The organism is Ciceribacter azotifigens (assembly GCF_048159625.1).
Classification (GTDB): domain Bacteria; phylum Pseudomonadota; class Alphaproteobacteria; order Rhizobiales; family Rhizobiaceae; genus Allorhizobium; species Allorhizobium azotifigens.
The window spans coordinates 96,826-116,300 of sequence record NZ_JBLQTA010000011.1 but is presented as its reverse complement, the minus strand read 5'-3'; the positions used below and the strand labels follow the sequence as shown (position 1 = coordinate 116,300).

At 64.9% G+C, this 19,475-nt stretch carries 19 protein-coding genes; 5 read left to right on the top strand and 14 right to left on the bottom strand.

Features of this window, described 5'->3' with window-relative positions:
* Positions 1-59: 59 nt before the first annotated feature.
* A complete protein-coding gene (locus tag ACM6UT_RS16150) occupies positions 60-1,892 on the top strand; it encodes a methyl-accepting chemotaxis protein (RefSeq protein ID WP_416798361.1) in 1,833 nt (610 codons plus the stop codon).
* A gap of 236 nt (positions 1,893-2,128) precedes the next feature.
* Here ACM6UT_RS16150 and ACM6UT_RS16145 read toward each other — a convergent pair whose 3' ends face one another.
* The 10 genes from ACM6UT_RS16145 to ACM6UT_RS16100 form a co-directional block, all read right to left on the bottom strand.
* Entirely contained in the window at positions 2,129-2,620 is a 492-nt protein-coding gene (locus ACM6UT_RS16145) for a 2-thiouracil desulfurase family protein (protein WP_416798360.1), read from the bottom strand.
* 180 nt (positions 2,621-2,800) lie between these two features.
* On the bottom strand, positions 2,801-4,954 hold the full coding sequence (gene glyS / locus ACM6UT_RS16140; protein ID WP_416798359.1) for a glycine--tRNA ligase subunit beta: 2,154 nt from the start codon (positions 4,952-4,954) through the stop codon (positions 2,801-2,803).
* 114 nt (positions 4,955-5,068) lie between these two features.
* Positions 5,069-5,365: a HigA family addiction module antitoxin gene (locus ACM6UT_RS16135; RefSeq protein ID WP_416798406.1), complete on the bottom strand. Its 297-nt coding sequence runs from the start codon at positions 5,363-5,365 to the stop codon at positions 5,069-5,071.
* Positions 5,366-5,388: 23 nt separating this feature from the next.
* Positions 5,389-5,670, bottom strand: coding sequence for a type II toxin-antitoxin system RelE/ParE family toxin (locus ACM6UT_RS16130; protein ID WP_252833204.1), 282 nt, complete (start codon positions 5,668-5,670; stop codon positions 5,389-5,391).
* Between the two features lie 74 nt (positions 5,671-5,744).
* Positions 5,745-7,646, bottom strand: a complete 1,902-nt coding sequence (locus ACM6UT_RS16125) for a DUF2207 domain-containing protein (protein ID WP_416798405.1) — start codon at positions 7,644-7,646, stop codon at positions 5,745-5,747.
* Between the two features lie 36 nt (positions 7,647-7,682).
* On the bottom strand, positions 7,683-8,939 hold the full coding sequence (locus ACM6UT_RS16120) for a 3-phosphoshikimate 1-carboxyvinyltransferase (protein WP_416798358.1): 1,257 nt from the start codon (positions 8,937-8,939) through the stop codon (positions 7,683-7,685).
* Positions 8,940-8,981: 42 nt separating this feature from the next.
* Positions 8,982-9,533 carry a LemA family protein gene (locus ACM6UT_RS16115; RefSeq protein WP_416798357.1) on the bottom strand — a complete coding sequence of 184 codons (552 nt, stop codon included), beginning with the start codon at positions 9,531-9,533 and terminating at the stop codon, positions 8,982-8,984.
* Positions 9,534-9,623: 90 nt separating this feature from the next.
* Entirely contained in the window at positions 9,624-10,364 is a 741-nt protein-coding gene (locus tag ACM6UT_RS16110; protein WP_416798356.1) for a DUF4328 domain-containing protein, read from the bottom strand.
* Positions 10,361-11,308 (bottom strand): glycine--tRNA ligase subunit alpha, encoded by a 948-nt coding sequence (locus tag ACM6UT_RS16105; RefSeq protein WP_416798355.1) that lies wholly within the window; start codon positions 11,306-11,308, stop codon positions 10,361-10,363. The genes ACM6UT_RS16110 and ACM6UT_RS16105 overlap by 4 nt, the downstream gene beginning before the upstream one ends.
* A gap of 89 nt (positions 11,309-11,397) precedes the next feature.
* Positions 11,398-11,964 carry a TetR/AcrR family transcriptional regulator gene (locus ACM6UT_RS16100; protein ID WP_416798354.1) on the bottom strand — a complete coding sequence of 189 codons (567 nt, stop codon included), beginning with the start codon at positions 11,962-11,964 and terminating at the stop codon, positions 11,398-11,400.
* A 72-nt stretch (positions 11,965-12,036) separates the two neighbouring features.
* Here ACM6UT_RS16100 and ACM6UT_RS16095 point away from each other — a divergent pair, with 72 nt between their 5' ends.
* Positions 12,037-12,507 (top strand): nuclear transport factor 2 family protein, encoded by a 471-nt coding sequence (locus tag ACM6UT_RS16095; RefSeq protein ID WP_416798353.1) that lies wholly within the window; start codon positions 12,037-12,039, stop codon positions 12,505-12,507.
* A 256-nt stretch (positions 12,508-12,763) separates the two neighbouring features.
* On the opposite strand, the gene ACM6UT_RS16090 is transcribed toward ACM6UT_RS16095, so the two are convergent.
* Both ACM6UT_RS16090 and ACM6UT_RS16085 read right to left on the bottom strand, forming a co-directional pair.
* Entirely contained in the window at positions 12,764-12,955 is a 192-nt protein-coding gene (locus ACM6UT_RS16090; protein ID WP_416798352.1) for a hypothetical protein, read from the bottom strand.
* Between the two features lie 29 nt (positions 12,956-12,984).
* On the bottom strand, positions 12,985-13,854 hold the full coding sequence (locus ACM6UT_RS16085) for a S49 family peptidase (RefSeq protein ID WP_416798351.1): 870 nt from the start codon (positions 13,852-13,854) through the stop codon (positions 12,985-12,987).
* A gap of 172 nt (positions 13,855-14,026) precedes the next feature.
* Here ACM6UT_RS16085 and ACM6UT_RS16080 point away from each other — a divergent pair, with 172 nt between their 5' ends.
* The gene (locus ACM6UT_RS16080) at positions 14,027-15,373 is read left to right on the top strand and encodes an Nramp family divalent metal transporter (protein ID WP_416798350.1); all 1,347 of its coding nucleotides are present in this window, start codon (positions 14,027-14,029) and stop codon (positions 15,371-15,373) included.
* A 9-nt stretch (positions 15,374-15,382) separates the two neighbouring features.
* On the opposite strand, the gene ACM6UT_RS16075 is transcribed toward ACM6UT_RS16080, so the two are convergent.
* A complete protein-coding gene (locus ACM6UT_RS16075) occupies positions 15,383-16,171 on the bottom strand; it encodes a tRNA1(Val) (adenine(37)-N6)-methyltransferase (protein WP_416798349.1) in 789 nt (262 codons plus the stop codon).
* A 4-nt stretch (positions 16,172-16,175) separates the two neighbouring features.
* Entirely contained in the window at positions 16,176-16,406 is a 231-nt protein-coding gene (locus ACM6UT_RS16070) for a putative signal transducing protein (RefSeq protein WP_129334500.1), read from the bottom strand.
* Positions 16,407-16,514: 108 nt separating this feature from the next.
* On the opposite strand from ACM6UT_RS16070, the gene ACM6UT_RS16065 reads away from it, so the two are divergent.
* Together ACM6UT_RS16065 and ACM6UT_RS16060 are read left to right on the top strand one after the other, a co-directional pair.
* The gene (locus ACM6UT_RS16065) at positions 16,515-17,531 is read left to right on the top strand and encodes a polyprenyl synthetase family protein (RefSeq protein ID WP_416798348.1); all 1,017 of its coding nucleotides are present in this window, start codon (positions 16,515-16,517) and stop codon (positions 17,529-17,531) included.
* A 120-nt stretch (positions 17,532-17,651) separates the two neighbouring features.
* Positions 17,652-19,472, top strand: coding sequence for a tetratricopeptide repeat protein (locus tag ACM6UT_RS16060; RefSeq protein ID WP_416798347.1), 1,821 nt, complete (start codon positions 17,652-17,654; stop codon positions 19,470-19,472).
* Positions 19,473-19,475 lie beyond the last annotated feature (3 nt).

Genomic DNA, 19,475 nt, shown 5'->3' with positions numbered 1-19,475 from the left:
GTCGGTCGAGCTGCGATCCCAATCCAGGCAGCGGAACCGGCCCCTGTCTGAGAGGCCCGATGAAGAACCTTAGAATTTCCAGCCAGCTTATGATGCTGATCGGCGGGCTGATGCTCGCCTTCGCGATCGCCACCTTTTTTCAGATTCGCGCTTCGGCAAACGCCGTCTACCACGAACGCTACGAGATGCTGCGCACCCAGACCGAAGCGGCGGTCTCTGTCCTCAAGCGCTATCACGACCTCGAGGTGAAGGGCGCGCTGACGACCGAGGAAGCCAAGGCGCAGGCTTACGACGTCGTCGCCAAGATCCGCTACGAGCCCGACGGCTACATCTTCGGCTACGACTACGACGTCAACCGGGTGTTCTACCTGGACGGAAAGGGCATCGGCAAGAATTTTGCCGATATGACCGACAAGTCCGGCAACAAGTTCCTCGTCGAGATGGTGAAGACCGCCCGGCAGGGCGGCGGCTGGACGACCTATGAATGGCCGAAACCGGGCATGGCGGAAGACCAGCTCTCGCCGAAGGCCGCCTACTCGACCACCTTCGAGCCCTGGGGACTGATGATCGGCACCGGTGCCTATCTGGACGACCTCGACGCCGCAATCATGGACAGCGTCGAGGGCGCCCTGCTCGTCGGTCTCGTCGTCTTCGCGCTCGGCAGCTTCGCCGCCTTCGCCGTGATCCGCGGCATAACGAAGCCGCTCACCGCAATCCACGACGCACTCGAAGCCGTCGCCGACGAGAACGTCACCATCGCGATCCCGCACACCGACATGCGCAACGAGGTCGGCATGATGGCGAAGGCCACGCTTTCGCTGCAGGACAAGGTGCGCGAGCGCCATGCCATGGCGGAACGCCAGATGGCGCAGGACCGCGAGCTCGACAGCGAGCGGCAGCAGAATGCCGCCATGCAGCAGCAGGAGAGCGAGCAGCAGGCGCATGTGGTCGCAACCATCGGCGTGGCTCTGGAAGAGCTTGCCGGCGGCGACCTGACCGTCCGTTGCGGCGATCTGGGCCCGAAATACGCGACGCTTCGCGACAACTTCAACGATGCGCTCTCGCATCTCGAGGCGGCGATGTCCAGGGTCAGTGCGAAGGGCATCGACATCGGCGGCTCGAAGGAGGAGATCCGTCGCGCCTCCAACGAACTCTCCCAGCGCACCGAGCGGCAGGCCGCCAATCTCGAAGAGACCTCGGCAGCCCTCGACGAGCTCACCGTCGCGGTCCGCCAGACGGCGGAGGGTGCACAGGAGGCTGCCAAGCGCGTCAATACGGTCTCCAGCGAAGCATCCCGCTCGGATGCCGTCGTCGCCGAGGCGATCAACGCGATGAGCGGTATCGAGAAGTCTTCGATGGAGATCGGCAAGATCATCGGCGTGATCGACGAGATCGCCTTCCAGACCAACCTGCTGGCGCTCAACGCAGGCGTCGAGGCGGCGCGTGCCGGCGAGAGCGGCAAGGGTTTTGCCGTCGTCGCCCAGGAAGTGCGCGAGCTCGCCCAGCGTTCGGCTGCGGCTGCGAAGGAGATCAAGGACCAGATCTCGAATTCGACCGGCCAGGTGCAGAACGGCGTGCAGCTCGTCGGCCAGGCCGGCGAGGCGCTGAAGCGCATCTCCGACCAGATCAAGGCGGCAAGCGACATCGTCTCGAAGATCGCCCATTCGGCGGTCGAGCAGGACACCACGCTGCGCTCGATCTCCTCGGCGATGAATCAACTCGACGCCGCGACCCAGCACAACGCAGCCATGGCCGAGGAAACCACCGCATCGGCCGAGGCGCTCGCCACCGACACCGAGGAGCTGCTCACCCTCATCCGCAGCTTCAAGGTCTCCGGCAGCCAGGGCTACGGCCTGCAGCGTGTCGCACAGCAGATGCGCATGGCGGGCTGACGACTATCGTCATCATGTCGGAAGGCCGCCGGAGCGATCCGGCGGCTTTTTCGTTGCGGGGATGTTGTTCTTATTCCTGTCAGCTTCCCGTCAGATCGCGGTCAGCTACCGTCAGCCCGTGTTGAGCATTCATGATCCCATCTTCCACACGGAGGGCAGACCAATGAAGACTCACGCCGCAGTATTCGCCGCCCTTCGCGTATCTGCCTGCCTGAGATACGGCCGATGACGGGCGATCAAGCGCCTTCGGCGATGCGCGCCATGAGCGCCTCTATCTCGCGATCGGAGAAGACCTCGATGCCGGCCCGGCGCAGCAGCGCCGCCGTTACGCCAAGGCCCGGATGGCGCACGCCGGAAAAGCTCCCGTCATAGATGAAGCCGGAGCCGCAGGACGGGCTGCCGTCGATCAGGAGCGCGTAGGCGCAACCATTGGCGCGGGCGAATTCGACGGCCTTTTCTCCGCCCTCGACGAAGGCTTTCGAGACGTCGCGCCCGGTCTTCTCGATGACGCTTGCGCGCCCCTCGATCACGTCCTCGCCGGTTGCACCGCGCTCGATTTCGGCCGGCGGGCGCGGCGTCGGCAGGCCGCCCGCCTGTTCCGGACAGAAGGCGACGAGCCGCCCCTCGGCCCTCCAGCGGTCGATTACCGGGTGGACGAGCGGCTTGCCCTTGCCGTCGTAGCGGACCGGACGGCCGAGAAGACAGGCGCTGATGAGGATGTTCGACATGATGCACTCCTCTCCCCTTGCGGGAGAGGATAGCTCGCCCCAAGAGCGTCAGCGATTGGCACGGCGAGCTTGGTGAGGGGGCGAACCTATCGCCTCGAACCTTCCCCCTCAGCTGAAAAATCTAGCACTTAGCCGAAGCTAAGATGCTGATTTTTCTTCCTCTCCCGCAGGGGGGAGAGGCTAGCCCGAAATCTTCGAGAAGTCGGCGACGGTGCCGGTCGCCTCGCGGATCGCTTTCAGCAGCGCCAGGCGGTTGGCACGGATCGCGGCATCCTCGTCATTCACCAGCACGTCGTCGAAGAAGGTGTCGACCGGCGCGCGGAGCTTTGACAGCGCCTGCATGGCGGAGCGGAAGTCTTCCTTTGCCACCGCCTCGGCAGCTTCCGCAGTCGCGACCCTGATTGCAGCGTAGAGCGCCTTTTCGGCATCGAGCGTCAGCAGCGCTTCGGAGACGGCGTCGGCGACGACGGTGCCCTTCTTCTCCTCGGCGGCAAGAAGCTGGGTGGCGCGCTTGGTGCCGGCGAGCAGGTTGATGCCGTCCTCGGAGGTGATGAACGCCGTCAGCGCTTCCGCGCGGCGGGCGACCATCAGGAGGTCGTCGGCTTCGGGGGTGAGCACCGCATCGATGATGTCGTGGCGGGCGCCCTGGTCGCGCAGGTAAACCTTCAGGCGGTCGTGGAAGAAGGAGAGAAGGTCAGAATCTCTGGCAACACTCGAAAGCCCGATGCGAATCCCCCGCTCCAGAATGATCCGCACCACACCCAGCGCAGCGCGGCGTAGCGCAAAGGGGTCCTTCGAGCCGGTCGGCTTCTCGTCGATCGCCCAGAAGCCGGTGAGCGTGTCGAGCTTGTCGGCGAGCGCGACTGTGATCGCGACCTTGTCGTCCGGCACGCGGTCGGAGGGCCCTTGCGGCTTGTAATGGTCCTCGATCGCCGCGGCGACGCTCTCGTGCTCGCCCTGCAGCAATGCATATTTGCGGCCCATGACGCCCTGCAGTTCGGGGAATTCGCCGACAGCCTCGGTGCGCAGGTCGGCCTTCGCCAGCACCACGGCGCGGTCGACGAGGGCGGCATCGGCGCCGACGATCGGCGCCAGTTCCTTCGCCAGCGCCCGGATGCGGGCGACGCGCTCGCCCTGGCTGCCGAGCTTGGCGTGGAAGGTGACGTTCAGCGCATCGAGCTTGGCCATGCGCTGGTCGAGCGGCTTTGCAAGGTCGAGGCCGAACTTCTCGGCCGAAGCCTTCAGCGTGTCGAGGTCCGGCAGGTCGCCCTGGTCGCGCTTCCAGAAATGCAGCGCGTCGGAGAGACGGGCGCGCACCACCTTGCCGTTGCCGTGCATGATCTCCTTGCCGCCGTCCTTCGCCTCGATGTTGGAGACGAGGATGAAGTGGTTCGAGAGCTTTTCCGCCTCGCCATGCGGGCGGGTGACGAAGCACTTCTGGTTGGTCTTGATCGTCAGGCGGATGATTTCCGCAGGGATCGAGAGGAAGTCCTCCTCGAAAGTGCCGAGGAGCACGTGCGGGTATTCGACGAGGCCGGAGACCTCTTCCAGCAGGTCGGCGTCCTCGACGAGGTCGAGGCCGTTGGCAAAGGCGAGGTTTGCGGCATCCTGCGCGATGATCTGGCGGCGGCGTTCGGTGTCGAGCACGACCTTCGCCTTTTCGAGGCTCGCGACGTAATCGCCGAAGCGCCGGACGGTGATCGCCTCCGGCGCATGGAAGCGGTGGCCGTAGGTGACGTTGCTTGCCACGATGCCGTCGATCTCGAAGGGGATGACGGCAACTTCGTCATGCTCGGTGCCGAAGGTGCAGACGATCGACTGCAGCGGGCGCACCCAGCGCAGGCTTTCGCTGCCCTTGCCCTCGATGCCGCCGTAGGACAGGCCCCGCGGCATGGACGCAGAACCCGACCGCATCGACTTCGGCCAGGGGAAATCGCGGATGATGCCCGGCATGACGGCGGCGATGATTTCTTCGGCGGGACGGCCGGGCTTCTCGATGAAGGCGACGTAGAAATCGCCCTTCTTCGGATCGCTCACCACCTGCGCGTGAGAGACGTCGGAAAGACCGGCGCCGCGCAGAAAACCCTCGATCGCCTTTTCCGGCGCATCGACGCGCGGCCCCTTCTTCTCCTCGCGGACATCGGCGGAGCGGGCGGTGAGCCCGCGGATGTCGAGGGCAAGGCGCCGCGGCGTCCAGTATTCGCGCGCACCCTCATAGGTCAGCCCCGCCTCGACCAGCGCGTCGGTCACGAGCTTCTTCAGGTCGCCCGCGGCCTTGCGCTGCATGCGGGCAGGAATTTCCTCGGAGCGGAGTTCAAGCAGAAGATCGGGCATGGAACTGACTTTTTTGTTTGTTGCCTGGGTTGCCGCGGACTTAGCAAGCCCGGCGCGAAAAGTCATCCGGCAATACGGGAAATTGCGCAATGTTGCGCGGAGGTCGTCGCCCGGCTATGCGGCGCTCATGACGGGGATTGCGGCAATCTCTTCCGCCTTGGCGGTCGCCTCCACCTTGAGGTCATAACTCGTCTGCAGGTTCATCCAGAATTGCGGCGAGGTGTCGAAGAAGCGGGCAAGGCGCAGGGCGGTATCGGGCGTCAGCGCCGTCTGCTCGGCAACCAGCCGCTCGATGCGCGTGCGCGGGACGTTCAGCTTCTTCGAAAGAGCGCCGGCGCTCAGGCCTAGCGGCTGAAGAAACTCATCCCGCAATATTTCGCCCGGATGAACCGGAGGCAGTGCCACGACCATATCCTTCATCCTCCTTGCCTCGCTCAATGATAGTCGACGATCTCGACCTTCTCCGCCCCGCCGTTCACCCAGACGAAGCAGATCCGCCACTGATCGTTGATGCGGATGGAATGCTGCCCCTGCCTATTGCCCTTTAGCGCCTCCAGGCGGTTACCGGGAGGACTCGCCAGATCGTGCAGGCTGACCGCGTTGTCGATTAACGTCAGCTTGACCACGGCACGGCGCAGCAGATCGGCTGGAAATCCCTTCGGCGCCTCGCCGGCGGCGATCATCTCGGTCATCGCCGAGGCGTAGGACCTTATCATCGCATCATCCTGCGTCTTAGCTATGTATCACGTCATGATACATAAAGCAATTCAATTCGGCGCCGGGCAGCCACTTACCACCCTCCGCCACCGCCTCCGCCACCGCCGCCGCCGGAGAAGCCGCCGCCCGAGGAGAAGCCGGAGGACGAGCTCTTGACCGGCTGCGGGATGGTCGAGGCCATGGTGGAGGCCATCGCCGAGGAGAAGCCGCCGATGCGGTCGCCGACACCGCGCGAGAGGTCGCCGTGGTACCAGGCCGGCTGGTAGCTCGCCGCGGCGGCGCCGGCGGCGGCTGAGGCAAGCCAGGTCTCGAAGGTGCTGGTCCAGGGCTTTTCGACGCCCAGCGCGACGGCGTAGGGCAGCAGGGTTTCATAGTGACTCGGCGACATTTTCGGTGCGCCCTGCATGTTGAGCCGGTCCTTTTCGGCGAGCGTCATGTAGGTGCGCAGGCCCTCGATGCCGTCCATCATCTTGCGGCCGATCGGCGTCGGCGCGCCCATCAGGAAGAAGAAGAGGACGTTGAGCAGCACGATGGCGCCGACGGCCAACACCACTTCCGTCTGTCCGGCGTCGGCGAGCTCAAAGACGGCGGTCACCAGGACGAGCACGAGGATGGTGAAGGCGGCAAAGCCGATCACGGTCAGCACCACGATCGAGACGATCTTCGAGAGGAGCGAGGAACTGCGGCTCATCCCCTTGCCGATCGCCACCCCGAAGGCACCGAAGAAGACGGAGAAGAAGGTCGGGATGAACATCAGCCCGATCGTGTCCTCCTCGAGCGTTCCGAAGACGAAGAGCGCCACGAGTGCCGCGATGCTGAGCGCCACGCCGCCGCCGAAATAGCCGGAGTTCGCGCGGTAGTATTTGCCGCGATGCTCCTTCTCGATGGCACTGCGGAACTTGCGGCCCACGCTCTCGACCCGCTTGCCGTTCGCCTTGTCGATGGTGAAGGTGCTGCCCGCTTCGCCGAGCTCGACAAGCAAGCTCGCCTGCCCGGCCGGAAGCGTTGTCGGCGCGGCCTTGCCGGTGCGCCGCACGACGATCGACTTTTCCAGATCGTCGAGCTCGACATAGCCGTGGACGGCAAGATCAATCAGCGAGGCGGAGAGCGCCGTCCAGCCGGCACCGGAAAAACCCTTGTTGTCGATGTAGTTGACGAGCGCCGGCGAAATGCCCTCCGGCGGATCCCAGCGCGGCACGATCACGCCCCCGTCCGGATCGCGGCCGACGGCGATCCATGAACGCAGGTAATAAGCAAAGACCAGGAAGAGCCCGCCGAAGCCGAGGATCGCGTTGATGTTGTCGCGCAGGAACCACCACCGGCTCTGCCCGGCGGTCGGTGCGGCGACGACGCCTTTCGGGAAGCCGAGGACGATGGTCAGCCCCTCCTGAGGGCCGAGCGCGCGGGTCGTCTCGAACTCCAACCCGCCACTGCCGGGCACCACGCGGGCATCGCTCTCCGTCGAGCCTTGCGGGCCGGTATAGACGGCCGTGTTCGTCGGCGTCGCGCCGTCCGGAAGCGAGACCGTGGCACTCGCCTCCTCGATCGGGAACTGCCAGCCATTGCCGGTGACGTTCCAGTAGAGCTCGTCGTGATCCTGGAAATAGCGGATCTGCCGGCCGGTTTTGTAGGTGAAGCGATAGGTATATTCCCCCGGCGAGAGGAAGGTTTCGGCCGAGCCGGCATAGATGCGGATGCCGCCGGAGATGGTCTCGGTATGGTTCGCCTCGGGCTCGCCGTCACGTTCGACGGAAAGGAGCTCGAAATCGACCTTCGTGCGGCGGCCGGCGTCATCGACGGCATAGAGCGGAAAATCGCGGAAGATGCCGCGCCGGATCTCGTTGCCCTCAGCGTTGACGGTGATCGTTTCCCTCACCGTCAGGGTCGCGTCGGCAGCGACCTCGATGTCGGCATGGTAGGAGCGAATGACCTCTTCGGCTGCAGCCCCCCTCACGAGGGCCAGCGAGAGAAACATCGTGAAGAGGAGGCCGAAGAGCGTTTTCACGGTCGATTATCCCGCCTTGTATTGGACGCCGAGGGAGGCCAACGCATCCCAGTAATCGGGATAGGTCTTGGCGACACAGCCGGGGTCGAGAATGGTGATGTCGGAAATCTTCAGTCCGGCAAGCGCGAAGCTCATGGCGATGCGATGGTCGGCGAAGGTGTCGATCGCAGCCGGCAGGCTCTGGCCGGCGAGTGCCGGATCGGAGAAGACGAGAAGGTCGTCCCCCTCCTCCGCCGCGAGACCGGGACGGATATTGTTCAGGCCCGTCGACAGCGCGCGCACCCGGTCGCATTCCTTGACGCGAAGATTGGCGATGCCGGTGAAGCGTACTGGCTTGTCGTTGAACGCCGCGAGCACCGCGATCGTCGGGATCGCATCCTGCATCTGCGAACCGTCGATCACCGCCGGCATCGACGGGAAGGCGGCGATGACATCGTGCGCCTTCGCATCCGGCTGGGTGAACTCGCCGGCCGGTGTGCCGATGTCGATCTTTCCGCCGGTCAATACTTCCGCGGCCCAGAGATAGGTGGCGGCAGAGGCATCCGGCTCGATGTGGAAGTCGGTCGCCGTATAGCCGGTCGGCGCGATCCGCCAGGAGGCGGGCGTCGGCTGCTCGACGCGCGCACCGAAGGCGCGCATGGCGGCAAGCGTCAGGTCGATATAGCCGCGCGCGCCGATATCGGCACCGGCAAGGGCGATCTCGAAGGGGGCATCCGCACAGGCGGCTGCCATCAGGAGCGCGGAGACATACTGGCTCGACAGGCCGGCATCGATCACCACGCCGTTTTCCGCAAAGGCGCCGGTGGCGTCGATGGTGACCGGCGGGCAGCCGGTCGGCGCCTCGATTGCGACGCCGAGGGAACGAAGCGCATCGACCAGCGGCCGGATCGGACGCTTGCGCATGTGCTCGTCGCCGTCGACCACATAGTGCCCGCGGCCGAGCGCCAGCGCCGCGGTGAGAAAGCGCGTGGCCGTGCCGGCATTGCCGAGGAAGAGCGGACCGGCCGGCGGTTTCAGCTCGCCGGAACTCGTGACGACGAAGGTCGTCGCATCGGGCTCCTCGACGGTGACGCCCATCGCCCGCAGCGCCTCGGCCATGTAGCGGGTGTCGTCGCTCTTCAGCGCGCCGGTGAGACGGCTCGTCCCCTTCGCAAGTCCGGCGAGCAGTAGTGCGCGATTGGTGATCGATTTCGAACCCGGAGGGCTCACCCGCCCGGCGAGCGGATGGCCGGGCGGAATGATGGTCAGTCTGTCTGTCGTCATGCGTCTTGTCTCGGTCGCGCTCCGCCTGCGGGAGCGCTCAACTTAGAACTTTACCGTCGGGACGGCGCGGTCGGCCTCGTTGGTGATCTCGAAATAGGGCTTCTTGGCAAAGCCGAACTGGCCGGCGACGAGATTCGACGGGAAGCTCTCGATGCGGACGTTCAGGTCGCGCGCGGCGCCGTTGTAATAGCGGCGCGACATCTGGATTTCGCCTTCGATGGTTTCGAGCGAACGCTGCAGTTCCAGGAAGTTCTGGTTGGCCTTGAGGTCCGGATAGGCTTCCGCGAGCGCGATCACCCGGCCGAGCGCCTGGCCGAGCAGGCCTTCGGCGACAGCACGCCCCTCGACGTCGCCGGCGGGCACGGCCTGCGCCTTGTTGCGCAGCGCGACGACTTCCTCGAGCGTCGACTTCTCATGGCCGGCATAGCCCTTGACCGTCTCGATGAGGTTCGGGATGAGGTCGGCGCGGCGCTTCAGCTGCACGTCGATCCCGGACCAGGCCTCCTCGGCCATCTGCCGGGCCTTGACGAGGCCGTTGTAGATGAAAACTGCATAAAGAACGAGGGCGACAAGTATCGCGAGAATAGTATACATCTTCCATGCTCCGGCGAGGGCGAACAATGCCGGACCTTATGCGTCCCGGCGCGGAAAGTCACCAGCCATTCTAGGGCCTTGCGGCGACTGTCATCGAGAATCTGCGCGATCTGCGCCCGTCCGGCTCCATGCCCGTTCGCGGCTGGAAAGATCGGCGAGGGCGATCTCCTGCCCGGGACGGATCGCCCGCAGGAAGCCGTCGCAGACAAGCAGCAACAGGAGCTTGCCGACACCGCCGGCGGCAACGAGGTGCAGCGCCGTTCGCGCACTCGCCATGTCCATCGGCGCGGACCCGGAAATATCGAAACTGGCGGCGTCCAATCGGAACGCGGCCAGCGTGAGCGTGACGATCAGGGCGGGCTGCAACGGAAAGGGCGCAGTGGACCGTCCCTCTTCCCGCGCGCAGAACTCATCGAGGTCGCTCATCGTGTAGACCGGCATCCAGAGATTGACGATCGGAACGAGGAATCCGGTGACCGCCATCCATGGCGGATAGCGCACGCTGCCGGGCGCAATTCGTTCGGCCAGCACGACGGAAAGCCAGATCAGCCGGAGCCAGACGATGAGGAGCACGGCGCCCAGCAAGATCACCGCGGCGTCCCACCCGATCTCGATCGAAAACCAGGTCCGCACGGCAGGGCTGTCAATTCCTGCGGTGACCCGCGATCCGGTGCGTTCGACCACGTAGCTCGCGAACGCAAGATAGAGATAGGAGACGACCTTGACGGCGATCAGCGCGCCGGTGGCGAGGGCAAGCCATTCCCAGAGGCGGCGCGCCCGGTCGAGCCGCCGGGCGAAGGCAGGAGCCGGCAGGGACCGGCTCGGCGTCACGCGGCCTTGCCGAGATTCGCCCCGCCGGCATCCGTCAGCAGGAAGGCTTCGCCGCAGGCCTTGGCGAGGGTACGGACCCTGAGGATGTAGCTCTGGCGCTCCGTGACCGAGATCACGCCGCGGGCGTCCAGCAGGTTGAAGACGTGGGAGGCCTTGATGCACTGGTCATAGGCCGGCAGCACGCACTTGTGCAGCGCGCCGGGCTCGGAAGGGCTGCCGGCGGCGAGAAGCGCCTGGCATTCCTTTTCCGCGTCTTCGAAATGGCGGTGCAGCATCTCGGTGTTGGCGTATTCGAAATTGTGCCGCGAATACTCCTGCTCGGCCTGCAGGAAGACGTCGCCGTAGGAGATCTTCTCCTCGCCTTCACGTCCGTTGAAGTTTAGATCATAGACGTTGTCGACGCCCTGCACATACATGGCGAGGCGCTCGAGGCCGTAGGTGAGTTCGCCGGCAACCGGCGAGCATTCGATGCCGCAGACCTGCTGGAAATAGGTGAACTGCGAGACTTCCATGCCGTCGCACCAGCATTCCCAGCCGAGGCCCCAGGCGCCCAGCGTCGGGCTTTCCCAGTCGTCCTCGACGAAGCGGATGTCATGCAGCAGCGGATCGAGGCCGATCGCCTTCAGGGAACCCAGATAGAGCTCCTGCAGGTTGGACGGGTTCGGCTTCAGGATCACCTGATACTGGTAGTAGTGCTGAAGACGGTTGGGGTTTTCGCCGTAGCGGCCATCGGAGGGGCGGCGCGAGGGCTGGACATAGGCGGCCTTCCACGGCTTCGGGCCGAGCGCGCGAAGCGTCGTCGCCGGATGGAAGGTGCCGGCGCCGACTTCCATGTCGTAGGGCTGCAGGACGGCGCAACCCTTGTCGGCCCAGTAGTTGTGCAGCGTCAGGATGAGCGCCTGGAAGGAGCGCTTGGGGTCCATGTGGGCAGGAATATCGGACATGGTGAAAGCCGGTCTTTGCTGGATCAGGAGGTTACCGGGGTCAGTGCCACGCCCGGCCGGTCGGGTCAAGAGTCTGCGCCGCGGCGACGTCAGCCTCTCGCGCCCCGTTCGACCCATTGCAGCAGCGAGACCGCCTGATCCCGCAATCCTTCGCGGAACCCCATCTGTGCGCGCACGATCGCACCCTCGATGACGATCATCGCCTCGCCGGCGACCCGCTCCGGTGCTGAGAGGCCGAGGCGGTTGGCGATACCTTGCACATACTCCTCCAGCTCGACCTTGTGGCGCATGGCACCCTCGAATTCTTGCCCGAATTCCGCGACGGTGTTGATGAAGGCACAGCCGCGAAAATCCGGCTCGGCGAACCATTCGTCGAGCGCGAAGGCGAGCGCGGCAAGGCCGCGCGCCTCGATATGCTCTTCCACCCGGTCGGTGAACGCGGCCATCCAGGCCTCGTGGCGCGCGGCGAGGAAGGCCCGCACCAGATCGTCCTTGGAGGGGAAGTTGTTGTAGAACGACATCTTGGCGACGCCGGCTTCGGCGATGATCGTATCGATGCCGGTGGCACGGATGCCGTTGCGGTAGAACAGGCGCTTCGCCGTTTCCAGGATGCGGTCCCGCGCAGGGGTCGCCGATTTCGTCTTTGTTCCGGTCATGACCGTTCTTGACAGACAGACCTGTACAGGTCAAGTGTATAGACAGACCTGTCTATACAGAAAGGAGCAGTCATGTCGAACCAACGCCCTCCCCTTCCGCCCTTCAACGAGGAAACCGCGCGCCAGAAGGTCCGGGCCGCCGAAGATGCGTGGAACAGCCGCGATCCCGAGCGCGTCTCGCTCGCCTACAGCCCCGACAGCCGCTGGCGCAACCGCGCGGATTTCGTGACCGGCCGCGAGGAGATTGTGACGTTTCTCACGCGCAAGTGGAGACGCGAGCTCGACTACCGGCTGATCAAGGAAGTCTGGGCGTTCCGGGAGAACCGCATAGCGGTGCGCTTCGCCTATGAATGGCACGACGACGCACAGAACTGGTATCGCTCCTACGGCAACGAGAACTGGCAGTTCGATGCGAACGGGCTGATGACGCACCGACATGCATCGATCAACGATCTCCCGATCAAGGAAGCCGACCGCCTGTTCCACTGGCCGCTCGGTCGCAGGCCCGACGACCATCCGTCGCTGTCCGATCTCGGATTGTGAGGGGCGACTGCGTCTCCAGGCCCCTCGCAAACCTGCAGTCGAGGCTTTCGATGATCTGCGGCGCAAGCGCAAGGCGCCCGTCATACCGGCCTCCGAGCCGGTATCCAGCGCGATCAAGCCATTGATCGCAAAAGAATCTTTCACGGCGCGGACGCGCCGTTGCTGGTCCCCGGCTCAAGGCCGGGGTGACGGCGGATGCGAAGCCGCACTGGTCGCGGCGACCTTTGCCGGCAAGCTGAGGGGGCGGAGACGCCCCCTATTCCCCTTCCCGCTTGACGCGGTACTCGCCGGTTTTAGGGTCCTTTATCAGGGTTCCCATGGCGCCGGTCTCGCGCTCGCGCTCCGCCTGCTTCGAGCGGGCGGAGAGCTTTTCCGCATCTGCGACGAAGCGGCGATAGAGCAGCATTGCGCCGCCGACCAGCAGTAGCAGGAGGATCAACTGCGCCATGCGTTCCGTTCCCGTATCCTATCTCGACCTCAGAGGCCGTAGCGACCCCACAATGCCTTTTCTTCCAGCACTTCGGCAAGCCCGCCTACGGCGGCTGCGGCGATCTGTTCCGCATCCGGTGCGGCGAAGGCGGAAACGCCCGGAAGCCGCCTGCCGAAGAAATCCTTGGCGCCGCTGACGAGCTCCAGCTTCGCATCCTTGCCGTAGCGGCGCTTGATGTCCTCCCGCATGCCGCCGAGACGATCGACGAGGCCGAGTTCCAGGCCGCGGCGGCCCGTCCAGAAGAGCCCGGAGAAGATGCCCGGTTCGTCGGCGAGGCGGCTTTCGCGGCGCGCCTTCACCATCTCGATGAAGATGGTGTGGATCTCCACCTGCAGGCTCTTCAGGTATTCGATGTCGCTTTCCTTCTCCGGCTGGAACGGATCGAGGATCACCTTGTTCTCGCCGGCGGTGTAGACGCGGCGCTCGACGCCGATCTTCTTCAGAAGTTCAGGGAAGCCGAAACCGCCGGAGACGACGCCGATCGAGCCGACGATCGAGGACGGGTCGGCGACGATCTCGTCGCCGGCAAGCGCGATCATGTAGCCGCCGGAGGCCGCGACGTCCTCGACATAGACGAGCACCGTCTTGCCCTTCTCCTCGGCGAGCGCCCGGATGCGCTGGAAGATCATCCGCGACTGAACCGGCGATCCGCCCGGCGAATTGATAGTAATGGCGACGGCCGGCGCATCCTTCTTCGAAAACGCCTTCTCCAGCATCGGCGCCACGCTTGCGAGATTGAGCGCCGGCTTGAACCTGGAACCGCCGGCGGCAATCGTCCCTTGCAGGCGGACGACCGGGATCACCGTTCCCTTCTTGCGGAACCGTTTCGGCAACAGGCGATCGAGAAAATTCGGCATCGGGCAGCCCTTCATATACGCTTACAGGTCGTCAGGCCGTCCATGTAAGTCTTCCGGTGAAAAACAACAATGGCCCGGCTCCCGCCACCCCTTGCCAGGCTTCGATCGGCTCATTAGGTTTCTGCAAATTAGTCTCAATATAGAACTTGACGCATCGCAAGAAGGAAGCCGGATGACTGAAACGGCAGCGCGACCGACACAGTCGCCCGGATGGCGCAGCGAGCTTGGCGAACCCGCGCTTGCGGAGATCCACGGTTCGATCGAGGTCCGCAGCAGCCGGCCATTCTGGCGGCGGGCACTCGCCTTTCTCGGCCCCGGATACCTGGTCGCGGTCGGCTACATGGATCCCGGCAACTGGGCGACATCGCTTTCCGGCGGCGCTCGCTACGGCTATACGCTGCTGTTCGTCGTCCTCCTCTCCAGCGTCATGGCGATGTTCCTGCAATCGCTGGCCGCGCGGCTTGCCATCGCCACCGACCGCGACCTGGCGCGCGCATGCCGCGATTCCTATCCCCCACCGATTGCCTACGGGTTGTGGATCCTCGCCGAGATCGCGATCATCGCGACGGACCTCGCCGAGGTGATCGGCACCGCCATTGGCCTGAAACTCATCTTCGGAATGCCGATCGAGATCGGCGTCATCGTGACGGCGAGCGACGTCTTCCTGGTCCTTCTGCTGCAGCGGCTCGGCTTCCGCTGGATCGAAGCCTTCGTGATCACGCTCACCGCCGTCATCGGCGCGAGCTTCGCCATCCAGCTCTCGCTCGCGGCCCCCGATGCCGGCGCGGTCGCCCGCGGCTTCCTGCCGTCTTCGCAGATCGTCTCAGATCCGCAGATGCTCTACATCGCGATCGGTATTCTCGGCGCGACCGTCATGCCGCACAATCTCTATCTCCATTCGGGGATCGTGCAGACGCGCAGATACGATTCGAGCCCGAAAGGCCGGCGCGAGGCGCTCTCCTTCGCCACCATCGATTCCACGCTGGCGCTGTTCTTCGCGCTGCTCGTCAATGCGGCGATCCTCATCCTCTCGGCGGCTGCCTTCCACACTTCCGGCAATTTCGGGATCGCCGAACTCGGAGACGCGCATGCGCTGCTCGCCCCGCTCCTCGGCTCGACCGTGGCGCCTCTCCTGTTCGGCATCGCGCTCCTGTGCAGCGGCCTCAATTCGACGGCGACGGCGACGCTCGCCGGCCAGATCGTCATGGAAGGCTTCGTGCGGATGCGGGTGAAGCCGTGGATCCGCAGGCTCGCGACCCGAGCACTGGCAATCGTGCCGGCAGCATTCGTCGCCATCTGGTACGGGGAGCGCGGCACCGGCGAGCTGCTGATCCTGAGCCAGGTGGTGCTCAGCCTGCAACTGCCGTTCGCCGTCTTCCCGCTCGTGCTGATCACGGCCAACCGTCGCAAGATGGGCGGGCTCACCGCACCCCGCTGGCTGACCATGGTGGCACTTGCGATGGCGCTCCTCATCACCGTGCTGAACCTGAAGCTCGCCTCCGACTTCCTGCTCGAGTGACGACCGGCCCTAGCCCTTGCGCAGATAGGCCTTGCGGCCGTTGTTCAGGTCGTCGACATCGGCCGAGAAGGCGTGGCTTTCAGGATCGTCGTGCATGAGAAGCGGCGAGCGGAACGCGAGGCGTGCCCGCGATCCCTTGATCGCCGTCACCAGGACGCGCACCGCATTCTCGCCGGTACGCGGATAGACCGGCGTGATCTCGATGCCGCCGAAGCGACGGCCGCAGGCATCGATGATTTCCGCCACCGATTCCGGGCGGGCGATCAGCGACAATTGCCCGCCGGGCACCATGATCGCGCCGGCCGTGCGGATCCAGGCTTCGAAGAGCCCTCCGGTCATGGCATGGGCTTCCGCCTTCAGGCTGTCGGGCGTGCGGCGGTCGCGCACGTCGTTGAAGGGCGGGTTCATGATGACGTGGTGGAAACTGTCGTCGGCAAGCCCCGCCGCCGCCCTCGCTCTTCCCGTGAGCGTGACGTCGGCCTCGACGAGGTCGACGCGCGGGGCGATCGCGGCATTTTCCGGCAGCGCGAGGCTCTTTGCGGCATAGCCTAGCATTTCCGCCGAGCGTTCGACGAGTGTAACCTCAGCCTCCGGAAGCCGGGCGGCGACAGCAAGCCCGGCAGCGCCGGCGCCGGCGCCGAGATCGGCGAGCCGGAACGGACCGGCATGGTCGACCAAGGATGCCAACAGCATGGCATCCATGCCGGCGCGATGGCCGCGCCCCTTCGGCTGCACGAGGTGAAAGCGGCCGCGATGGAAGGCGTCGACGGTTTCGACGATCCCTGTGGCAACCGTCATCGGATCAATCCTTCTCGTCACGCAATTCGTCCGCGAGGCCGGCGTCCATCAGGATCTTGCGCGCCTCGTCCGCCCTGCCCTCCTCGACCAGCAGCCGGCGCGGCAGCATGCCGAGCGATCCTTCGAGCACGCTCATCGACTGGTCGGCAATCATGCAGGCGATTCCGGCGTCCTTCATCAGGCTTTCGGCGAAGGACAGCAAGACGGGATCGTTGCTGCGGATCATCTCGTACATTTTGCTAAAAAACCTCGCCGATTGGAGCGCGTGGGGCCATTTCGCCTCTTGCCGTCGCAGGCGCCACTTTTTATGGTCGGGCCAGCTTTGAAACAGGAGTCCGGTGCGTTGGGCGTAGTCATACCGCTTGAGGAAAACAAAAACAAACAGGCGTCCGTCAAGCCGCTGGTCGACCTCACCAAGGCCGGCATGGAACGGGTCAACCAGTTGATCCTCTCGAAGGCCGGTTCCGACGTGCAGATGATTCCCGAAGTCGCCAACCACCTGATCTCCTCCGGTGGCAAGCGCCTGCGCCCTATGCTGACGCTCGCCTCGGCTGCGATGTTCGACTATGCCGGCGACGGCGACGTCAAGCTCGCGACCAGCGTCGAATTCATGCACACGGCAACGCTCCTCCACGATGACGTGGTCGACGAGAGCGACCTGCGCCGCGGAAAGTCCACGGCACGCATGATCTGGGGGAACCAGGCGAGCGTGCTCGTCGGCGACTTCCTGCTCGGCCAGGCCTTCCGCATGATGGTCGAGGTCGGCTCGCTGGAAGCGCTCGACGTGCTCTCCGCCGCAGCCTCGATCATCGCCGAGGGCGAGGTGCTGCAGCTTTCCGTCGCCAAGAACATGGAGACGACCGAGGACGACTATCTCGAGGTGATCCGTGCCAAGACGGCGGCACTCTTCGCGGCGGCCGCCGAAGTCGGCCCGATCATCGCCGGCGCCGACCGCGCCGGGCGGAACGCGCTGAAATCCTACGGGATGAATCTCGGCCTCGCCTTTCAGCTCGTCGACGACGCGCTCGATTACGGCGGCAAGGCCTCCGAACTCGGCAAGAATGTCGGCGACGATTTCCGCGAGGGCAAGATCACCCTGCCGGTCATTCTCGCCTATCGCCGCGGCACGCCGTCGGAACGCGAGTTCTGGCGCGAGGCGATCGAGAGTGGCCAGAACGACGACGCGCGGCTCGAAAAGGCGCTCGGCCTCATTTCCAAGTACGGCGGCCTCAGCGATACCATTACACGCGCGCTGCACTACGGCACCATCGCCCGTGACGCACTGGCGCCGCTGCCGGATACGAAATGGAAATCGGCGCTGCTCGACGTGATCGATTTCTGCATCGCGCGGGTCAATTGATCGGCGACCGGCATTGCCTTGCGGCTGTGCTTCAAAAAAGCCATTCTGTACGTGAATCGTCTCGACGGATGAAAGTTTTCGGCCGGATCGTTCCGGCTATCTTTGTTGAAAGGCTCGTTCATGCGGCAAAGTCTTGCCCTTCGTCTGATCACCGGGACCGCCGTGGCGCTCCTGCTGTCGCTGTCGCCCGCCACGGTTGCGAACGCGCAGACGGAAACCGCTCCCACGGCCGAGGGGGAGACATTCGATCCCGGCATCGTCGACACCTTCTCCGGCGCCTTCCTCGCGGGTCGGGTGGCCGACGCCGAACGGGACTATGATGTCGCGATTCCGCTCTACAAGAAGGCATTGGCGCTCAACCCCGGCGATGTGGAGATCCGCGAACGGCTGATGATCGCGCTGTTCATGAACGGCGATTTCGACGAGGGCGTGAAATTCGCCAACGACCTGAAGAACGACGTTGCCGTCGAACGGGTGACGACGGTTGCCCGCGGCCTCGACGCGATCCGCAGCCGCGAATTCACCACGGCGGAGAAAATCCTGAAGTACCAGGGTCCGAACGATCTGGACCGGCTGATGAATTCGCTTCTGGTTGCCTGGACGACGGTCGGCGCCGGTGAGGGCAAGAAGGCGCTCGCCATGGTGGAAGGCCTCGAAGGCCCCGACTGGTACGGCATCTTCAAGCGTTACAATGCCGGCGTGATCGCCATGCTCACCGGCGATACGGACGCCGCGCGGCGCAACCTCAACGAGGCGGTGACCGACCGCGAGGGTGGCGCCACCGCGCCCGACACCTTCGTGCGGGCCGTCATGTCGCTGGCTGCACTCGAAGCCAAGCAGGGCAACAAGCAGAAGGCGCTCGATGCGATCGCGGCCGGCGATGCTCTTGTCGGAAACTTCGCGCCCTTCAAGGCCCTGCGCGACCGTATCGCCAAGGGAGAGCCCATCGAACCCGTGGTGACCAACGCCACCGAAGGTGCGGCCGGCGTTCTCTTCTCGATCGGCGGCGCGCTGAACCGCGACGGCGCCGAGGAGACCGTGACGCTCTATCTGCAGCTTGCCCATGCGCTGGAGCCGAAGAGCGCCGACACGCTGATCCTGCTCGGCGGCCTCGCCGAGAAGCTCGAACGGCCGGAGCGGGCGATCGGCTTCTACAAGCAGGTTCCCGAAACCTCTCCAATGCGGCGCATTTCCGAGCTGCAGCTCGGCCTGACGCTGGCCGAGACCGGCAAGGTGGAAGAGGCGCGCAAGCACCTGAAGTCGCTGATCGACTCCGATCCGAGTGACATCCGCAGCTATCTCGCCTACGGCAGCGTGCTTTCGGAAGCGAAGGACTATGCCGCCATGGCCGACAACTACGACAAGGCGGTCGAGGTGATCGGCCCGAAGCCCAGCCGCGGCGACTGGTCGGTCTTCTTCCAGCGCGGTATCGCCTATGAGCGGCTGAAGCAGTGGGACAAGGCGGAACCGAGCTTCCGCAAGGCGCTCGAGCTCAACCCCGACCAGCCGCAGGTGCTCAACTATCTCGGCTATTCCTGGGTCGACATGAACCGCAATCTCGGCGAGGGCCTCGAGATGATCCGCAAGGCGGTCGAGTTGAGGCCCGATGACGGCTACATCGTCGATTCGCTCGGCTGGGCCTATTTCCGCATGAACCGTTTCGACGAGGCGGTGACCGAGCTGGAGCGGGCGGCCGAGCTGAAGGCCGGCGACGCGACGATCAACGACCATCTGGGCGACGCCTACTGGCGCGTCGGACGCAAGCTCGAAGCCACCTACCAGTGGAAGCGCGCACTCGCCTCCGATCCGGAGAAGGACCAGATCGCCAAGATCCAGGCAAAGATCGACAAGGGCCTGCCGCCGCTCGCAGCCGATGCGGCGAAGGCGGCCCCGGAAGCCGATCCCGAACCGCCGCGGACGGAAGCCGACAAGAAGTCGTAATCC

What these genes read in the sequence shown, in the direction of transcription:
- ACM6UT_RS16100 (WP_416798354.1), bottom strand. Translation starts at nt 11,964, where the DNA reads ATGACCGGAACAAAGACGAAATCGGCGACCCCTGCGCGGGACCGCATC.
- ACM6UT_RS16085 (WP_416798351.1), bottom strand. Translation starts at nt 13,854, where the DNA reads ATGCCGAATTTTCTCGATCGCCTGTTGCCGAAACGGTTCCGCAAGAAG.
- ACM6UT_RS16095 (WP_416798353.1), top strand. Translation starts at nt 12,037, where the DNA reads ATGTCGAACCAACGCCCTCCCCTTCCGCCCTTCAACGAGGAAACCGCG.
- ACM6UT_RS16105 (WP_416798355.1), bottom strand. Translation starts at nt 11,308, where the DNA reads ATGTCCGATATTCCTGCCCACATGGACCCCAAGCGCTCCTTCCAGGCG.
- ACM6UT_RS16145 (WP_416798360.1), bottom strand. Translation starts at nt 2,620, where the DNA reads ATGTCGAACATCCTCATCAGCGCCTGTCTTCTCGGCCGTCCGGTCCGC.
- ACM6UT_RS16150 (WP_416798361.1), top strand. Translation starts at nt 60, where the DNA reads ATGAAGAACCTTAGAATTTCCAGCCAGCTTATGATGCTGATCGGCGGG.
- ACM6UT_RS16135 (WP_416798406.1), bottom strand. Translation starts at nt 5,365, where the DNA reads ATGGTCGTGGCACTGCCTCCGGTTCATCCGGGCGAAATATTGCGGGAT.
- ACM6UT_RS16060 (WP_416798347.1), top strand. Translation starts at nt 17,652, where the DNA reads ATGCGGCAAAGTCTTGCCCTTCGTCTGATCACCGGGACCGCCGTGGCG.
- glyS (WP_416798359.1), bottom strand. Translation starts at nt 4,954, where the DNA reads ATGCCCGATCTTCTGCTTGAACTCCGCTCCGAGGAAATTCCTGCCCGC.
- ACM6UT_RS16070 (WP_129334500.1), bottom strand. Translation starts at nt 16,406, where the DNA reads ATGTACGAGATGATCCGCAGCAACGATCCCGTCTTGCTGTCCTTCGCC.
- ACM6UT_RS16090 (WP_416798352.1), bottom strand. Translation starts at nt 12,955, where the DNA reads ATGGCGCAGTTGATCCTCCTGCTACTGCTGGTCGGCGGCGCAATGCTG.
- ACM6UT_RS16115 (WP_416798357.1), bottom strand. Translation starts at nt 9,533, where the DNA reads ATGTATACTATTCTCGCGATACTTGTCGCCCTCGTTCTTTATGCAGTT.
- ACM6UT_RS16130 (WP_252833204.1), bottom strand. Translation starts at nt 5,670, where the DNA reads ATGATAAGGTCCTACGCCTCGGCGATGACCGAGATGATCGCCGCCGGC.
- ACM6UT_RS16125 (WP_416798405.1), bottom strand. Translation starts at nt 7,646, where the DNA reads ATGTTTCTCTCGCTGGCCCTCGTGAGGGGGGCTGCAGCCGAAGAGGTC.
- ACM6UT_RS16120 (WP_416798358.1), bottom strand. Translation starts at nt 8,939, where the DNA reads ATGACGACAGACAGACTGACCATCATTCCGCCCGGCCATCCGCTCGCC.
- ACM6UT_RS16075 (WP_416798349.1), bottom strand. Translation starts at nt 16,171, where the DNA reads ATGACGGTTGCCACAGGGATCGTCGAAACCGTCGACGCCTTCCATCGC.
- ACM6UT_RS16080 (WP_416798350.1), top strand. Translation starts at nt 14,027, where the DNA reads ATGACTGAAACGGCAGCGCGACCGACACAGTCGCCCGGATGGCGCAGC.